17 protein-coding genes are annotated in these 14950 nt (G+C 40.2%); 12 read left to right on the plus strand and 5 right to left on the minus strand.

Annotated features, from left to right (window positions below; genetic code table 11):
• Nucleotides 1-127: 127 nt before the first annotated feature.
• Together MLE13_RS09495 and MLE13_RS09500 are read right to left on the minus strand one after the other, a co-directional pair.
• On the minus strand, nt 128-547 hold the full coding sequence (locus MLE13_RS09495; RefSeq protein ID WP_008498782.1) for a universal stress protein: 420 nt from the start codon (nt 545-547) through the stop codon (nt 128-130).
• Nucleotides 548-559: 12 nt separating this feature from the next.
• On the minus strand, nt 560-2026 hold the full coding sequence (locus MLE13_RS09500) for a SulP family inorganic anion transporter (protein ID WP_240749479.1): 1467 nt from the start codon (nt 2024-2026) through the stop codon (nt 560-562).
• A gap of 242 nt (nt 2027-2268) precedes the next feature.
• On the opposite strand from MLE13_RS09500, the gene MLE13_RS09505 reads away from it, so the two are divergent.
• From MLE13_RS09505 to MLE13_RS09515, 3 genes are read left to right on the plus strand one after another with little or no spacing between them, the layout of a single operon-like run.
• Complete coding sequence (locus MLE13_RS09505) at nt 2269-2625, plus strand: ArsR/SmtB family transcription factor (RefSeq protein ID WP_240749480.1); 357 nt, start codon at nt 2269-2271, stop codon at nt 2623-2625.
• Entirely contained in the window at nt 2618-4687 is a 2070-nt protein-coding gene (locus MLE13_RS09510; RefSeq protein ID WP_240749481.1) for a heavy metal translocating P-type ATPase, read from the plus strand. Before MLE13_RS09505 ends, MLE13_RS09510 begins: the two co-directional genes overlap by 8 nt.
• Before the next feature lie 21 nt (nt 4688-4708).
• The gene (locus MLE13_RS09515; protein ID WP_240749482.1) at nt 4709-5830 is read left to right on the plus strand and encodes a GNAT family N-acetyltransferase; all 1122 of its coding nucleotides are present in this window, start codon (nt 4709-4711) and stop codon (nt 5828-5830) included.
• An 82-nt stretch (nt 5831-5912) separates the two neighbouring features.
• On the opposite strand, the gene MLE13_RS09520 is transcribed toward MLE13_RS09515, so the two are convergent.
• A complete protein-coding gene (locus MLE13_RS09520; protein ID WP_008498786.1) occupies nt 5913-6068 on the minus strand; it encodes a lmo0937 family membrane protein in 156 nt (51 codons plus the stop codon).
• A 176-nt stretch (nt 6069-6244) separates the two neighbouring features.
• Between MLE13_RS09520 and mntR the strand changes: the two genes are divergently transcribed.
• The 6 genes from mntR to MLE13_RS09550 all read left to right on the plus strand — a co-directional run bounded on the left by mntR (nt 6245) and on the right by MLE13_RS09550 (nt 10784).
• The gene (mntR, locus tag MLE13_RS09525; protein ID WP_240749483.1) at nt 6245-6667 is read left to right on the plus strand and encodes a transcriptional regulator MntR; all 423 of its coding nucleotides are present in this window, start codon (nt 6245-6247) and stop codon (nt 6665-6667) included.
• A 21-nt stretch (nt 6668-6688) separates the two neighbouring features.
• On the plus strand, nt 6689-7549 hold the full coding sequence (locus MLE13_RS09530; protein ID WP_240749484.1) for a CvfB family protein: 861 nt from the start codon (nt 6689-6691) through the stop codon (nt 7547-7549).
• A gap of 53 nt (nt 7550-7602) precedes the next feature.
• A complete protein-coding gene (locus tag MLE13_RS09535) occupies nt 7603-8490 on the plus strand; it encodes a DUF1002 domain-containing protein (RefSeq protein ID WP_240749485.1) in 888 nt (295 codons plus the stop codon).
• Nucleotides 8491-8619: 129 nt separating this feature from the next.
• A complete protein-coding gene (locus tag MLE13_RS09540; protein WP_240749486.1) occupies nt 8620-9585 on the plus strand; it encodes a ring-cleaving dioxygenase in 966 nt (321 codons plus the stop codon).
• Between the two features lie 18 nt (nt 9586-9603).
• Nucleotides 9604-9885, plus strand: coding sequence for a GNAT family N-acetyltransferase (locus MLE13_RS09545; RefSeq protein ID WP_240749487.1), 282 nt, complete (start codon nt 9604-9606; stop codon nt 9883-9885).
• Between the two features lie 344 nt (nt 9886-10229).
• Nucleotides 10230-10784 (plus strand): DUF4064 domain-containing protein, encoded by a 555-nt coding sequence (locus MLE13_RS09550; RefSeq protein ID WP_240749488.1) that lies wholly within the window; start codon nt 10230-10232, stop codon nt 10782-10784.
• A 301-nt stretch (nt 10785-11085) separates the two neighbouring features.
• Here the strand turns inward: MLE13_RS09550 and MLE13_RS09555 are convergent, their stop codons facing one another.
• On the minus strand, nt 11086-11577 hold the full coding sequence (locus tag MLE13_RS09555; protein ID WP_240749489.1) for a GNAT family N-acetyltransferase: 492 nt from the start codon (nt 11575-11577) through the stop codon (nt 11086-11088).
• A 94-nt stretch (nt 11578-11671) separates the two neighbouring features.
• Here MLE13_RS09555 and MLE13_RS09560 point away from each other — a divergent pair, with 94 nt between their 5' ends.
• Both MLE13_RS09560 and MLE13_RS09565 read left to right on the plus strand, forming a co-directional pair.
• Nucleotides 11672-12118, plus strand: coding sequence for a GNAT family N-acetyltransferase (locus MLE13_RS09560; protein WP_240749490.1), 447 nt, complete (start codon nt 11672-11674; stop codon nt 12116-12118).
• A gap of 126 nt (nt 12119-12244) precedes the next feature.
• Nucleotides 12245-12613, plus strand: coding sequence for a hypothetical protein (locus tag MLE13_RS09565; RefSeq protein WP_240749491.1), 369 nt, complete (start codon nt 12245-12247; stop codon nt 12611-12613).
• Nucleotides 12614-12648: 35 nt separating this feature from the next.
• Here the strand turns inward: MLE13_RS09565 and MLE13_RS09570 are convergent, their stop codons facing one another.
• Nucleotides 12649-13779, minus strand: coding sequence for an MFS transporter (locus tag MLE13_RS09570; protein WP_240749492.1), 1131 nt, complete (start codon nt 13777-13779; stop codon nt 12649-12651).
• A 108-nt stretch (nt 13780-13887) separates the two neighbouring features.
• Here MLE13_RS09570 and MLE13_RS09575 point away from each other — a divergent pair, with 108 nt between their 5' ends.
• Nucleotides 13888-14784, plus strand: a complete 897-nt coding sequence (locus MLE13_RS09575; RefSeq protein WP_240749493.1) for a diacylglycerol/lipid kinase family protein — start codon at nt 13888-13890, stop codon at nt 14782-14784.
• Nucleotides 14785-14950 lie beyond the last annotated feature (166 nt).

Raw genomic sequence — 14950 nt, forward strand, 5'->3', positions numbered from 1 at the left:
GATATTTTTAATGAAGCGGAAGCCGTGCCCATGGAACGCGTCCGCCTGAAGCGAAATGGAAATATGGATATTTCTTCAATAACTTAGAAAGAGCCCTTCGCGATTTCGCGAAGGGCTCTTTTATAGGTTATTTAACGATAATAACAGGCGATTGAACGCGTTTAGCTACTTTATGGCTAACGCTGCCAAGCACCATTTCTTGAAGTGAGTTTAATCCGCGGCTACCGATTAGCACAACGTCATAGCCAACTTCATTCGCATGCTTGACGATAGTGGGTCCTGGAATGCCGTGAAGCGTTTTAGTTTCAAAATTAATATCGGCAGAACGGAAAATTTCTTCGAGCGGCACTAAATGCTTGCGACGTTCCAAATGAACTTCGTCACTGCTTTGGCCATGAAGAATCTCAGTACGAGCTTTTTCATAATCAATCACATAAAGCAAAGTGATGAATGCTTGTGGATTGGCTTTAGCCATTCTTACTGCTTCGTGAGCAGCGCGTTTTGAATGGTCCGAGCCATCTGCTGCAACTAAAATTTTCTCATACATAGAGCATCCTCCTTATGATGTACCTTTACCAGCATTGCTATAGGTTGCTAACTTATCGACAAGTTTTTGGCTTGAAGAGTTCAACCCGACAATTGTGACGCTTTGTCCTTGCGCTTGTAGTTTGTTCATAACTCGGTCGATAGCACCGACACCTGAGTCGTCCCAAACGGTAGCATCTGTAAAGTCTAAAACAACTTCTTTCGAAACTTCTACGTTGTCGAATTCAGAGACAAAGTCTTGAGAAGAAGCGAAGAACAATTGTCCGTGTATCGTATATCTATTCGACACATTGCTTTCCAATCCTTCTTTGCGCACTTCCACTTTGGAAATTTTAGCAGCAAATAGCATTGCACTTAAAATAACACCGGCGAAAACGCCTTTAGATAAATCATGTGTATAAACAACAACAACAACCGTTAACAACATAACGATCGCATCAGCTTTTGGAGCCGTCGCTAAATACTTGAACGAACCCCAGTCAAAAGTACCGATACAAACCATTACCATGATACCGGCTAGAACTGGCATCGGAATTTGAATAACCCAGTTGCCCAAAACGATAATTAGGAACATCAGGAAAACACCTGCCACAAAACTCGATAATCGTCCACGACCGCCTGAACGAACGTTAATGCCTGATTGTCCAATCATCGCACAACCTGCCATTCCGCCGAAAAAGCCCGTGATGATGTTCGCGATACCTTGTCCGCGTGCTTCTTGGTTTTTATCCGATCCAGTTTCTGTTGCATCATCAATAATCGATGCTGTTAATAAAGACTCTAGTAAACCAATCACAGACAGCGCTAATGCAGTCGGGAAAATGATTTGCAAGGTTTCAAAGTTAAACGGTACGCTAGGAATGAAGAAGCTCGGCAAAGTTTGCGAAATCGTACCGAGGCTACCGACGTTTTGCATATCGATGCCCGTGTAGATGACAACACCTGTCAATACGAGGATAGCAATCAGTGGAGCCGGAATAGCTGTGAAGAAACGAGGCAAAATATAAACAATCGCCAACGTCACGCCGACAAAAACATAAGTAATCGTGTTGATACCGAAAATGAACGGCACTTGGGCCATAAAGATTAAAATGGCTAATGAGTTTACGAAACCAATCATAACCGCTCTAGGGATAAATTTCATAAAACGAGCAACCTTTAAAAGGCCGAAAATCAATTGCAGCACACCAGTCAATACAGTAGCTGCCAATAAATAATCCAGTCCATGATCGCGGACCAATAATACCATCGCAAGCGCCATAGCACCTGTGGCTGCAGAAATCATACCCGGTCGACCGCCGACAAAGGCGATAATAACGGAGATGGAAAACGATGCGTACAAGCCGACCATTGGGTCAACACCAGCAATGATGGAGAAAGCAATCGCTTCCGGTATAAGAGCAAGTGCGACAACAATTCCGGCTAAAATGTCTCCGCGAATGTTACCGAACCATTGCTCTTTGTAAGATAAAGTATTCAAAAATTCCCACTTCCTTCTATTGTAATTTGTATTGATACCATATCCCGTAAACTATTGTTCAACTAATCGAAAATATCTAGAAAGTATAATTCCTGGTTCTTTCAATTATAGGCTATAAAACTGTATCACCTTTTTTTTAAGATGTAAATACAATTCATTCAAACGCAGGTTTGACTGTAGAGGTTTGAGCGAATATACTGAAGGGAACAATCAAACTCTTATTTGAATGAAAGAGGTGCCATATGAAAGAGTTGTGTGAAGTAACAAAAGTCCATCCGGAAGTTGTCGAGCGTGTACAACAAAATATGACTGACCTAGGGGACGTAGCAAATCTATTTAAAGCATTGGCAGACGAAACAAGATTAAGCATTGCATATGCCTTAACAATAGAAGAAGAAATGTGTGTGTGTGACATTGCGGCGGTTATTGGCTCTTCAACAGCAACTGCATCTCATCATTTGCGATATTTGAGAGAGCGGGCATTGGCGAAGTCTGAACGAAAAGGAAAGCAAATCTATTATTCCTTATCAGACAATCATATACGTCAATTGGTGAAAATCGCTCACGAACATACGAAAGAAGGTGTAGAAATTGGTTAAAACATATCGCTTAGAAAATTTGTCTTGCACAAGTTGTGCAGCTAAATTCGAAAAAAATATTCGAGGATTACCGGATATCAAAAACGTGGATTTGAACTTTGGAGCTTCCAAACTAACAATTGACGGAGATGTACCAATTGAAGCGCTTGAAAAAGCAGGGGCATTCGATCATATCCGGATTTATCCAGAAAAAGAGAAAATAAAAGTCGTTCCGTTTTATCAGCGGAGACAAACAATGGAAACAGCTTTTTCACTATTATTACTAATAGCCGGAATCATTGTTTCGTTTCAAACGAGCGAAACAAATCCTTTTGCCATTGCGTTATTTGCGGGATCCATGGCAATCGGAGGTTATCATATGTTCTGGACAGGCTTAAGAAACTTAGGTGAGTTCCAGTTTGATATGAAAACATTAATGACCATCGCTATTATAGGTGCGGTCATTATTGGTGAATGGCGAGAAGGAGCAGTTGTTGTCTTCCTTTTTGCTGTCAGTGAAGCATTAGAATCATTTTCAATGAACAAAGCGCGTCAATCGATTCGCAGTTTGATGGACTTGGCTCCGGCACGAGCGTTAATTCAACGTGCTGGTGAATTGATCGAGTTGGATACAGAAGAAATTCGAATCGGTGACATTTTAATCGTCAAACCGGGACAGAAAATCGCGATGGACGGAACAGTTCTACGCGGAGAGTCAGCTGTTAACCAAGCGGCAATAACAGGAGAATCGATTCCTGCAGTTAAAACTGTAGGAGATGAAGTATTTGCCGGTACCATGAACGAAGAAGGCGCATTAGAAGTTACTGTCACAAAACGTGTGGAAGATACGACAATCGCCAAAATTATTCATTTGGTAGAAGAAGCACAAGCTGAAAAAGCGCCAACTCAGAAGTTTATTGACCAATTTGCGAAATACTATACACCGGCCATTATCGTTATTGCCTTTTTAGTAGCCATCGTACCCGGCTTTGTAACGGGCAACTGGGAACTGTGGGTTTATCAAGGTTTGGCAGTGCTCGTTGTAGGTTGTCCATGTGCTTTAGTTGTATCAACACCAGTAGCGATTGTGACAGCAATTGGTAACGCTGCACGACAAGGCGTACTGATTAAAGGTGGTATTCACTTAGAAGAAACAGGACAGATTAAAGCTGTCGCTTTTGATAAAACCGGAACTTTAACAAAAGGTTATCCAGAAGTGACAGACGTAATTGCACAAGACGCTATTACAGAAGAAGAGTTATTAAAACTAGCGGCATCGGTAGAAACCATGTCTCAGCATCCTTTAGCAAAAGCTATTTCTAAAACAGCAGCAAGCACCTATCCTTCTGAAAACTTTAATTCGGTTACAGGAAAAGGCGCATATGCCACAGTTAACGAAGAAAGCATTTACGTCGGCAGTTTAATTTGGGCAGAAGAAAAGGGCTTACGCATTCCTGAAAAAGCGCGTAAACTTCAAGAGAGTGGAAAATCTGTCACTGCTGTCTTTTCAGAAACAGTACTGCTAGGCATTATCGCAATAGCCGATGCTATTCGCGTAGAAAGTCCATCCATTATTAAGCAGTTAAAAGCGATGGGCATCGAGCAAACCATCATGCTTACAGGAGATCATCCGGCAACGGCAACTGCCATTGCTTCGGAAATCGGTATGACAGATGTTCGAGCAGGTCTCATGCCAGAAGATAAATTAGCTGCGATTAAAGATCTTCAAAAACAATATGGCCGAGTCGCTATGGTTGGAGATGGCATAAATGACGCACCCGCGTTAGCTGCTTCAAGTATTGGTATTGCAATGGGCGGAGCAGGAACAGATGCGGCGCTCGAAACAGCAGATATTGCACTAATGGCTGATGATTTGGAAAAACTTCCTTATACGATTCGACTCAGCCGAAAGACATTGCGTATAATAAAAGAAAACATCGTCTTTGCATTAGGGCTCAAGATATTGGCATTGCTATTAATTATTCCTGGTTGGTTAACTTTATGGATCGCAATTTTTGCGGATATGGGTGCCACGCTATTGGTAATTTTAAATGCATTGCGTCTTGTGAAAGTTCAGAAGTGAGGTACGTTTGGAGGTTTTGTATTGAGATTAACAGAGTGGACAATGGAAGAGCAGGAACAGCTAATTCATTTTATGACAACAAATTCTTGGCCTTTTCATGGTCATGAACATCCAGTCCGGGCTTTAATTGAGAAAACAATTGAAGAAGGCGGTTATAAATCGGACCAAGTTACGACATTTTGGATTGAAAACGAAGACAAAAAACAAGTAGGTTTAGTACAAATATTTGATCTGCAAGATGACATTCCATTGTTTGATCTGAGAATTGCTGATCCTTACCGAAACAAAGGTTATGGTCCTAAAGCTTTGAAAATGGTAGCGGATTATGTTTTTTCGCTACCAGAAAAGAAAATTAGGCTAGAAGGTAATACGCGCCACGATAATTTTGCGATGCGTAAAGCGTTTGAACGAACTGGCTTTGTTAAAGAAGCTCATCTACGGCAAGCTTGGTTTTCGCCGCGAGAAAATCGGTATTATGATGCGGTAATTTATGGCATGACACGTGAAGACTGGCAGGCAGGAATTACAACGCCCGTTCTTTGGGATGACGCTGTAATTGAAACGAAAGCACCACCATTCAATCCGATCTTACTCGATTTTCCTGAAGAATTTGAATCAGAGCGATTGCTTATTCGTGCACCTAGAAAAGAGGATGCAAAGGCTAATTATGAGGCAGTCATGCATTCGCTAGAGTCATTTCGACCGTGGTTACAATTTGCGCAGCAAAAGCCGGAGCTTGAAAAAATAGAGGCAACATTAATTGAAGCGGAAGCAAACTTTAAATTGCGTAAAGATTTACGCCTACATTTTTTCTTGAAAGAAACCGGACAGTTTATTGGCTCTACAGGACTTCATCGCATTGATTGGGAAGTGCGCAAGTTTGAAATTGGCTATTGGGTAGACAGCCGTTATGAAGGCAAAGGGTTTGTCTCGGAAGCAGTGGACCGGATTACTCGTTTTGCTTTTGAGGAGCTAGGTGCAAACCGTGTCGAAATTCGTTGTGACCCGGACAATGTTCGGAGCCGTGCAGTAGCGAACCGACTGAATTTTGAATTGGAAGGTATTTTACGCAACGATACCGTTTCTCGTGTTGGAAACAAACTACGGGATACATGTGTGTATGCTAAAATTCGAGAAGAATAGCCAATTAAACAAAAAAGGGTTGTCCCGAAAGTCATTTATCACGACTTTTGAGACAACCCTTTATGTGTCCATCATGCTATGGTTATAAACCTTTACGACCGGTAACCAAATTGATAACTAAAATGATTGCAGCAATAATTAATAGAATGTGTATAAGACCGCCTGCAACGTCCATTAAAAATCCGATAAGCCATACTACAATAACAACTGCAAGAATAATCCAAAGAATACGTGCCATGTTTTTTCACCTAACCTTTCTGTAATCGTTATTTTGATTATAGTAATAGGTACCCCGGAGATAATTAACTTAAACCTTTCTGAAAAAATGAATTGTTTGAAGCTAGACTCAGTCGAGTTGTTTCAATGATGGCGGTATAGTAAACTAAACATAGCTAAGTGAGGGAGGAAAGAATTTTGCCTACTCCAAGTATGGAAGACCATATTGAAATCATATATTCTTTAATTGAGCAAAAAGGCTATGCGCGAGTATCGGATATCGCGGAGGCCTTATCCGTGCTACCTTCTTCTGTGACTAAGATGGTACAGAAGTTAGATAAAGACGGCTACTTAATATACGAACGCTACAGAGGGCTTGTGCTAACGCCAAAAGGTCAAAAGCTAGGTAAACGACTTTTAGAGCGGCATGGCTTACTTGAGCAGTTTCTACAGTTAATCGGCGTAGATGAAGAACGGATTTATGGAGATGTCGAAGGTATCGAACATCATTTGAGCTGGAATTCAATCGACCGAATTGCTGATTTGGTCCAACTACTGGAAGAAAGCCCGGATTTTACGGAAAAACTTAAACAAATGAAAGCAGCAGGAAAAGACAGTTAAAGAAAATAGGAGGAACTAATTATGGCTTTACACCCAGGGTTAAAAGCAGTACTGCAAGTAAAAGATCGTTCGACGTCGCAATGGATTTTGTCAGATGGTTCAGGCGATGAAGTAATGATGAATGCATCAGAAATCGAAGAAGGGCAGGAAATCGGAGAAGAAATTGAAGTATTCCTTTACCGCAATCGCCAAGGAGGCGTTTCGGCAACACCGATGATTCCGCATATTTTGCCAAGTGAATATGGCTGGGCGAAAGTCTTGAAAGTATCACAGCGTGAAGGGGCAGTAGTCGATATCGGCACAACACGCGAAGTTTATTTGTTACCAGCGGATCTTCCGCAAATTTTAGAATTATGGCCAAAACAAGGCGATCACATCTTTATGACGCTTCGTACAGATCGCCACGGCGATTTATATGGACGTTTAGCTACAGAAGAAAAAGTATTGGAATTGATGGAACCAGCACCAGAAACTCTCTTCAATCAAAACCTACAAGCGCGCGCTTATCGTTTATTGCCGGTTGGGACGTTTATGCTCTCAGTGCCAGAAATGCACCGAATCTTTGTTCACGAAACAGAGCGTAAAGAAGAGCCGCGTTTAGGTGAAGAAAAAACAGTGCGTATTATCGGGGTAAAAGATGATGGTACATTGAATGGTTCTTTACTTCCTAGAAAGCAAGAACGCTTATTAGATGATGCCGAAGAAATTATGCGTTATTTAGAACAGTCAGGCGGAAAAATGCCGTTTACGGATAAATCTTCACCAGACGAAATCCAAGAAATTTTCGGTATGAGTAAAGCTGCTTTTAAACGAGCACTCGGTAAATTGTACAAAAACCGTCAAATCATTCAAGAAGAAGGATGGACAATGTCGACAAAGTAAAGGAACCTTTTCAAGTTAATTTCGTATTAATTTGAAGAAAGGGGCAAGTTAAAATGAGAAAAATAATTACTGTAATAGCATTACTGTTTGCATTGTCTGTTGTGCTACCGTCATATAGTTCGGCAAATGTCGGCATTAATGAAAAGTTCGGTTTGCCAATTGTAGTTTACGGAGGTAATTTATCAGCAGATGAAAAAGCATCCGTAGCTGAAAGTTTAGACGTAGCAGGAGAAATAGATGTAGAAGAAATTGAAGTAACGGGTCAAGATTTGATCAAGTACATTAAAGACGGCGATTCTCGCGCCAATATGTATTCATCGGCCAAAATCACACGTAAAGATGAAGGTGCTGGTTTGGTCATTGAAATCGTGACGCCTGAAAACATTACGCAAGTGACAACGGAAATGTATGCTAATGCGATGTTGACTGCCGGTATTGAAAACGCAACAGTAGAAGTAGCGGCACCAAAAGCCGTTACGGGGCATTCAGCACTTGTTGGAATTTACAAAGCTTACGAAGTGAACGGAGAAGCACTAGATCCAGAGCGCACTGACGTGGCTAATGATGAATTGACAGTTGCGACGGAGCTTGTAGACGGTGGCGTTGGGGACGACGAAGTTAGTGAGTTGTTAACAGAGATTAAAAAACAAATTGCTGAAAAAAACCCCGCTTCGCGTGAAGAGGTAGAACAAATAGTTGAAGAGCAATTAGACAAGCTTCAAATCGAGTTGAGCCCAGAAGATCGTCAGTTATTAGTGGATTTGATGGACCGCATTCGCCAACTGGATATCGATTTTTCAAAATGGTCAACGCAACTAGAAGATTTGAGTAAAACAATTGAAGATAAAATCACCACGATCGTTAATGATGAAGGATTTTGGGCAAGTGTAAAAAAATTCTTTAAAAATATAGCGGACACTGTAAGTGGTTGGTTCAATTAAATGAAAACAGGCAAACCTTGGAATAGGGTTGCCTGTTTTTTGTTAAAGCTTAATATCTTGAGGAGAACAAAAGTCAGTGATAGTATAAAGTTAATATCTTGAATTGGAGATAAACGGGGAGGGCTAATGATGAAGTTGGAAGGTATTCACCATGTTTCGGCGATAACAGCAAATGCTGTTGCCAATCATGACTTTTTTACTCGGATTCTTGGATTACGTTTAGTTAAAAAAACGGTCAATCAAGACAATCCTTCTTCTTATCATTTATTTTACGCCGATGCTGTTGGAACTCCGGGTACTGATATGACATATTTTGATATCCCTATGGCAGGACGTACTTATCCCGGTGTATCAAGTATTAGTAATACAGCATTTCGTGTGAAAAGTAGCGAGGCATTGGAATATTGGGTCGATCGTTTTAATAAATTTAAAGTGCCTCATGGGAAAATTGAGCAAGGTTTCAACCGCTCAACACTGACATTTCAAGATTTCGAAGGCTCCAGGTTAATGTTGGTAGTTGATGATGGCAGTGGAATTGAGTACGGCATCCCGTGGACAAAAGGTGGGGTTCCTGAAGATTTTGCGATTGTTGGATTAGGTCCCGTACGATTAACGGTCCGAAAAAGTAATAAAACGGCAGCTATTTTGACTACTGTTATGGGATTTGAACAGATTGGGGAATATCCATCAACTGTAGAGGGACAAAAAGATATTTTAGTCTTTTCAACAGGAGATGGCGGTCCTGCTGGCGAAATACATTTAGAAGAGCGGTCGGATCTTCCGCCGGAACGCCCTGGTAGAGGAAGTGTCCATCACGTTGCGTTCCGTATCAAAACGGATGAAGAATATAACAAATGGAATGAACATTTGCGTTCAAATGGTTTGATGACTTCCGGAGAAATCGACCGTTATTATTTTAAGGCCATTTATTTCAGAGAGCCTAATGGGATTCTCTTTGAATTGTCAACAGATGGGCCAGGGTTTGCAACAGATGAACCGATTGACCGTTTAGGAAATGGACTTGCGTTACCGCCATTTTTAGAAACAAAACGCAGTCAAATCGAAGCATCTTTACAACCATTGGACACCGAGTAGAATAGGGGGAAATAGAAAATGGATTTTAAATTAGTTGAATTAGGCAGTGATGAATTTGCTTACCGCTTTGAAGACGAAGGTGTAACGAAAGGTGAACTTGCTTGGACACAATTGGCTGATGTGATGGTCATTGAACATACGTTTGTTGAAGAATCACTACGCCATCAAGGGGTAGCTAAAAAGCTTTTAGACCAAACGGCAAACTTTGCTCGTGAACATGGTTATAAGGTAGAACCTGTTTGTTCTTACGCAGTATCTGCTTTTGATCGTTACAACGACTATGATGATATTAAAATATAAATAATAGACACACAAAAAGCAATCCGCTGCTACTCGAGTGGATTGCTTTTGTTAATGTTCTACTATGTAGTTTTTCATTGGATACCTCCGTTTTAAATGCTTGTCATTAAGAAAACGATAGCTGTTAAAATTGAAGCTCCACCAACACCGTACATAAAATCTGTTTGACTAAAAATTAGGTTTTTTTCCATTTTTTAGAACTCCTTTCAAATCTTTGTTATTAATAAACTACCCGCTTATGAGCTTTCTAAACAGGTTTTATTAATTTAATTAGGGGAAAAGAATAAGAAAGGAGTATTTCCTTATATGTGAGTATAAAAAACTAAATAGAAGGGGTGAGGAGAATGAATCAAGAAACCGTAAATAGAGCAGGAGAAAAAGTTCTTGGTATTATCGGAATCGTCTTTAATATTTTAGCGATGGCATTAATTGGTTTTGCGATGGCAAGTTACTCAAGGACACCAGAATTCCGACAGTCTATCGAAGATGCAATTAGAGCAGATCCAACTATGGCAAATCCTGAAGATGTGGAAATGATTATGAATATGATGTCTTCAGGTTTTGGTGTGATGGGGTGGGTTATGATTGCAGTGTTGGCACTCAGCACGTTATTAGCAATTATTGCTATTGTAAACCTTCGTAAAAAAGGAAATGCATCTACAGCTGGTGTATTATTCATCTTGGCAGGTTTGTTTGCAGGCTTATTATCATTAACTTCTATTTTGTTCTACATTGCCGCCATTATGTGCTTTGTTCGTAAACCGCGAGTACAGCACACGCAAAGTTTACGTGATGACGATTTCAAGTACCAAGAAGATGAATTCCACCGTAAAGAAGATTCGTTTAATAACGATTCTACAACGCATAAAGACGATGACACGCCTTATCGTCCGCTATAAAAAGTCATGAGTTTACAAAAACCGCTACCTATAAGGTGGCGGTTTTTTAGAGTTTGGAACAAGTTAATAACCTATTATATTTCTTGGAAAGTCCATACTTTCACTTTCTAAAACATAAAAACACTGTCTAAGTATTTGGAGAAGCGGTTGCTCGACTCCTGTGGGAATGGCGGGCTTGAGAGACCCCGCAGAGAGCGTCAGCGAACGAGGAGGCTCGATGTCCGCCCCACGGAAAGCGAGCGATAAGCTTCGGGAAATACGGTTATTCGGGTCTTTCTCGACAGTTTACAAAAACCGCTACCTATAAGGTAGCGGTTTTTAAATCGTAAACATATTTGGCTGTTTGCAAAGGATGTCCTTCGAATAATTCTTCGAATTCTTCTAGAAATTTAAAGCCATTTGATTCATAGAAGTTACGGCCTTTTCTATTTTCACATTCAACATAAACAAATAGTTGATTGCCGTTAAGTAAATGGCTTAAGCCAGTCGTGAACAATTGCTTGCCGTAACCTGAACGCTGAAATTCTGGCTTCATATAAATGGCAATTAGTTCAGCATCACCGTCTTCGTCAACTTTCGTGAAATTGGCGAAACCAACAGGCTCTCCTTCGTGTTCTGCGAGCAATATAATCGTTCTCTTTAAACGCATCTCCATCATTGGAGTAGAATATGATTTATCTAGAAAACTTTCTTGGACAGTTGAGGGAATGATTCCAGCGTAGGTGTCATTCCAACTAATTTTGGCAATTTCCTGAACAGATGCGATATCTGCGGATGTACCGTTGCGAATCATGCAATCACCTCTAGAATTCTTTATGCAATCATACCAAAAAAAGAGGTGAATAGCCACTAATGTAGAATAAGTAACAACAAAAGGGGGCTGTAAGATGGAATGGAAGATGTATCAGTTTGACGATTTAAGCGCAAGAAAACTATATGAGGTGCTTAAGTTGCGTGTTGATGTGTTTGTAGTTGAACAAAACTGCCCTTATCCGGAACTAGACGGTTTAGATCAACAGTCGGTTCACCTTTTGTGTAGCGAAAAGGGGGATTTGTTAGCCTATGCCCGTTTGGTGCCGGCGGGTGTTAAATATGAAGTACCTTCTATAGGCCGTGTAATTGTACATGAAGACGCCCGAGGGCGTGGTTTAGCAAAAGAGTTATTAGAGCGTAGCATTGATTATATTTCAAATGAATGGCATGCCGAAGCGATTAAACTACAAGGACAAGTTTACTTGAAGGAATTCTATCAATCTTTTGGTTTCCAGCCGATTTCAGAAAGCTATGATGAAGACGGAATTCCGCATGTAGATATGAAGTGGACTCGTGTTTAAATGTAATGGTTTTGACATATAAAAAAGGATTAACAGAATAAGTATTAGGGTAAACATTGAGTATTAAACAAATATGAAAAACAGAAAAAGGAGTGCTGCAAAATGGCAAGAGGAAGAGGTCTCCTAATGGCAGGTTTAGCTGCAGGAGCATATGCATATTTCAAAAACCCTGAAAACCGTGAAAAAGCCACAAAGGCTTTTAATGATGCGAAAGTGAAGGTGAATTCTTATATGGAATCACAAAATCTAGATAAGACAGGAAATACAAATTCAAATGCCGATGAAGCATCAGACAGTTTACAAGATCCTCAAGAGGACATGGTTGCAGAAGGTGGAGCAACAACAACTATTCAGTATTACAACGAGCAACAACAAAAAAGTAAAGACACAGAATCAGAAGATGTAAAACTATCATCAAATGATGTCAGCGAAGAAAAGGCTGAAAATACCGATTCAGCAACTCCTGAAAACAAAATAAATACAGATAATTTATAAGGAAAAGGATGGTCCCTGACCATCCTTTTTTGCTACTAATTTTTTTTAGAAGTTAGCCCATTTGTTAAGGCTGCCATAAGCAATAGGGAGCCACTAACGATAAATCCTTGATTGGAATTTAATGCTAAAGCGCCGGTGATACCCGAACCGACAACTACACCAGCGGAGAAAAATGCGTAAAAATAACCGTAAGAACGTCCGCGAGAAGTGGTACTAGTTGAATCAATCAAAATAGAATTGATTGAAGGAAACAATAAGGCAAAGCCTATTCCATAGGTGGACATGCCGATATACAGTAAAATTTCAGTTGATACAACGCTTAAGTAAAACAAAGAAGTACCCATGACAGTAAATCCTGCGATTAACGTGTATATCGGTTTAACAAGGTCAAAAATTCGATTAATGGGAAGCAAGAATACCAATATAGCAGAAATTCCGAATGCACTTAACAATAAACCGCTGAGTTGAGAGTCTAAACCGAGCGCTTCAACTTTAAGAGGAAGCATATAAGCTAAAACCCCTTGTGAGAACATCAAGAAAAAGGCCCCTGAAAATGAACGAAGTAAGCCGGTGTTTTTCAAGACATCCGTTAAAGAAACGGAGTTTTTAGTAGTGCTTTGTTTTTTTATAAGTGTTCGGCGCAATAGTAAAAACGCGGCGATGCCAATAGAAAAAATCAAGACTCCAGTTATGAGCATCGTTTCTGGAACGCTATTCCGACTTGTATAAATGGCTCCGTAAGCAGGTCCAAGAATTGCCGCTAAGCCAATAAATGCACCAGATAATGCGGATTCTTTACCACGCTTGTCCGATTTTGTTCGGTTGGCTAAGTATGTAAAAGCAGCGGGAACTGTTAATCCAGCTGCTAGACCATGAAGAAATCTCACCGCCAACAAACTATAGGGTCCATCAATTAACGAATAGGTAAACAGCGTAACACTTGTTGATAATAAGCCAATTACTAAAATAGCAAATGGACCTTTACGATCTGAAAAAATTCCTGAAATGATATTGCCAAATGTATTAGATAACGAATACATACCGACCGCTAATCCGGCGATAAAAGGACTGGCGCCTAACGATACCGCGTAGGGACTGATAATGGGAAGTTGAGCAAACAAGTCAAAGAAAGAAAAAAAGATAATAAGGTAAATGAAAATACGCAAGGCAGTTCCTACTTTCTTAAACAAATTGCAGTTTTTCGGGTTTGTTCACCCTAATGTAGGGGGAAAGACAGCTATAGTTGCTTATATTATACCATCGGAGGTCTTATGATGAAAAAAGCTATGTTTATATTAAATCCATCGTCGGGAAAAGAACGAGCTTCTGAGTACCGCGGACAAGTTGAAGAGACGCTTGCCTCAATGGGATACGAAGTGGATACAAGAGAGACAGAAAAAAAGAAAGATGCTACGAATTTTGCAGCAGAAGCTTGTGAAAAAGAATATGATTTTATCGTAGCAATGGGAGGCGATGGCACAATTAACGAAGCAGTATCAGGGATAGCGGAACAGCCGCACGAGCCTTTGTTTTCATTAATCCCTCTTGGCACTGTAAATGATTTTGCGCGCGCTTTAGGAATTTCTTTAGATCCACCAGAAGCAATCGAAGCACTCAAAACAGGTTATGAAAAAAGAGTGGATATTGCTAAAGTTGGAGAACACTACTTTATGAATATATTGGCAATCGGAGATGTAGCCGAATCCACATATGACGTAGACCCGGAGAAAAAGACTAAATTAGGAGCATTAGCTTATTTTATCGAAGGTGTAAAAGCGATTTCTGCTGATACTGAAACGTATTTTGAAGTCGAACATGACCATGGAATATGGTCAGGTAAAGCGAAATTGATATTAGTCGCATTGACTAATTCAGTAGGTGGTTTTGAAAAGCTAGCGCCAGAAGCTTTAACAGATGATGGGTTGCTCCATCTTTATATCGTGAAAAATGCAGCATTACCTGAATTTCTTCGAATTGCGACTTCGGTCATCAGAGGGAAACTGGAAGAAGATCCAGCTGTCGAAGTAGTTCAAACTACGAAAGTATCTATCAAAACAAACGAACCTTTATCCAGTAATATTGATGGAGATGAAGGTTGTACAACTCCGTTTGTTATTGACATCTTACCTCGTCATATCCGTGCACTCATTCCACCGGATAAAGACGAATAACTATAGTCTTTTCTCAACGCTCCATATAAGAATCGCAAAGAAGGTAGAGCCAGCAGTCTGTTTACTAGGGTTTGTTTTGTTTTCCTGTTAAAATTAAGTTTTATGAAGTAATAATGAAACTTTTTTTCATTGAAATCGTCTTATATAGTATAAATTTTGTATTAAA

It is taken from the genome of Planococcus halocryophilus (genome assembly GCF_022489025.1).
GTDB lineage: Bacteria > Bacillota > Bacilli > Bacillales_A > Planococcaceae > Planococcus > Planococcus halocryophilus_A.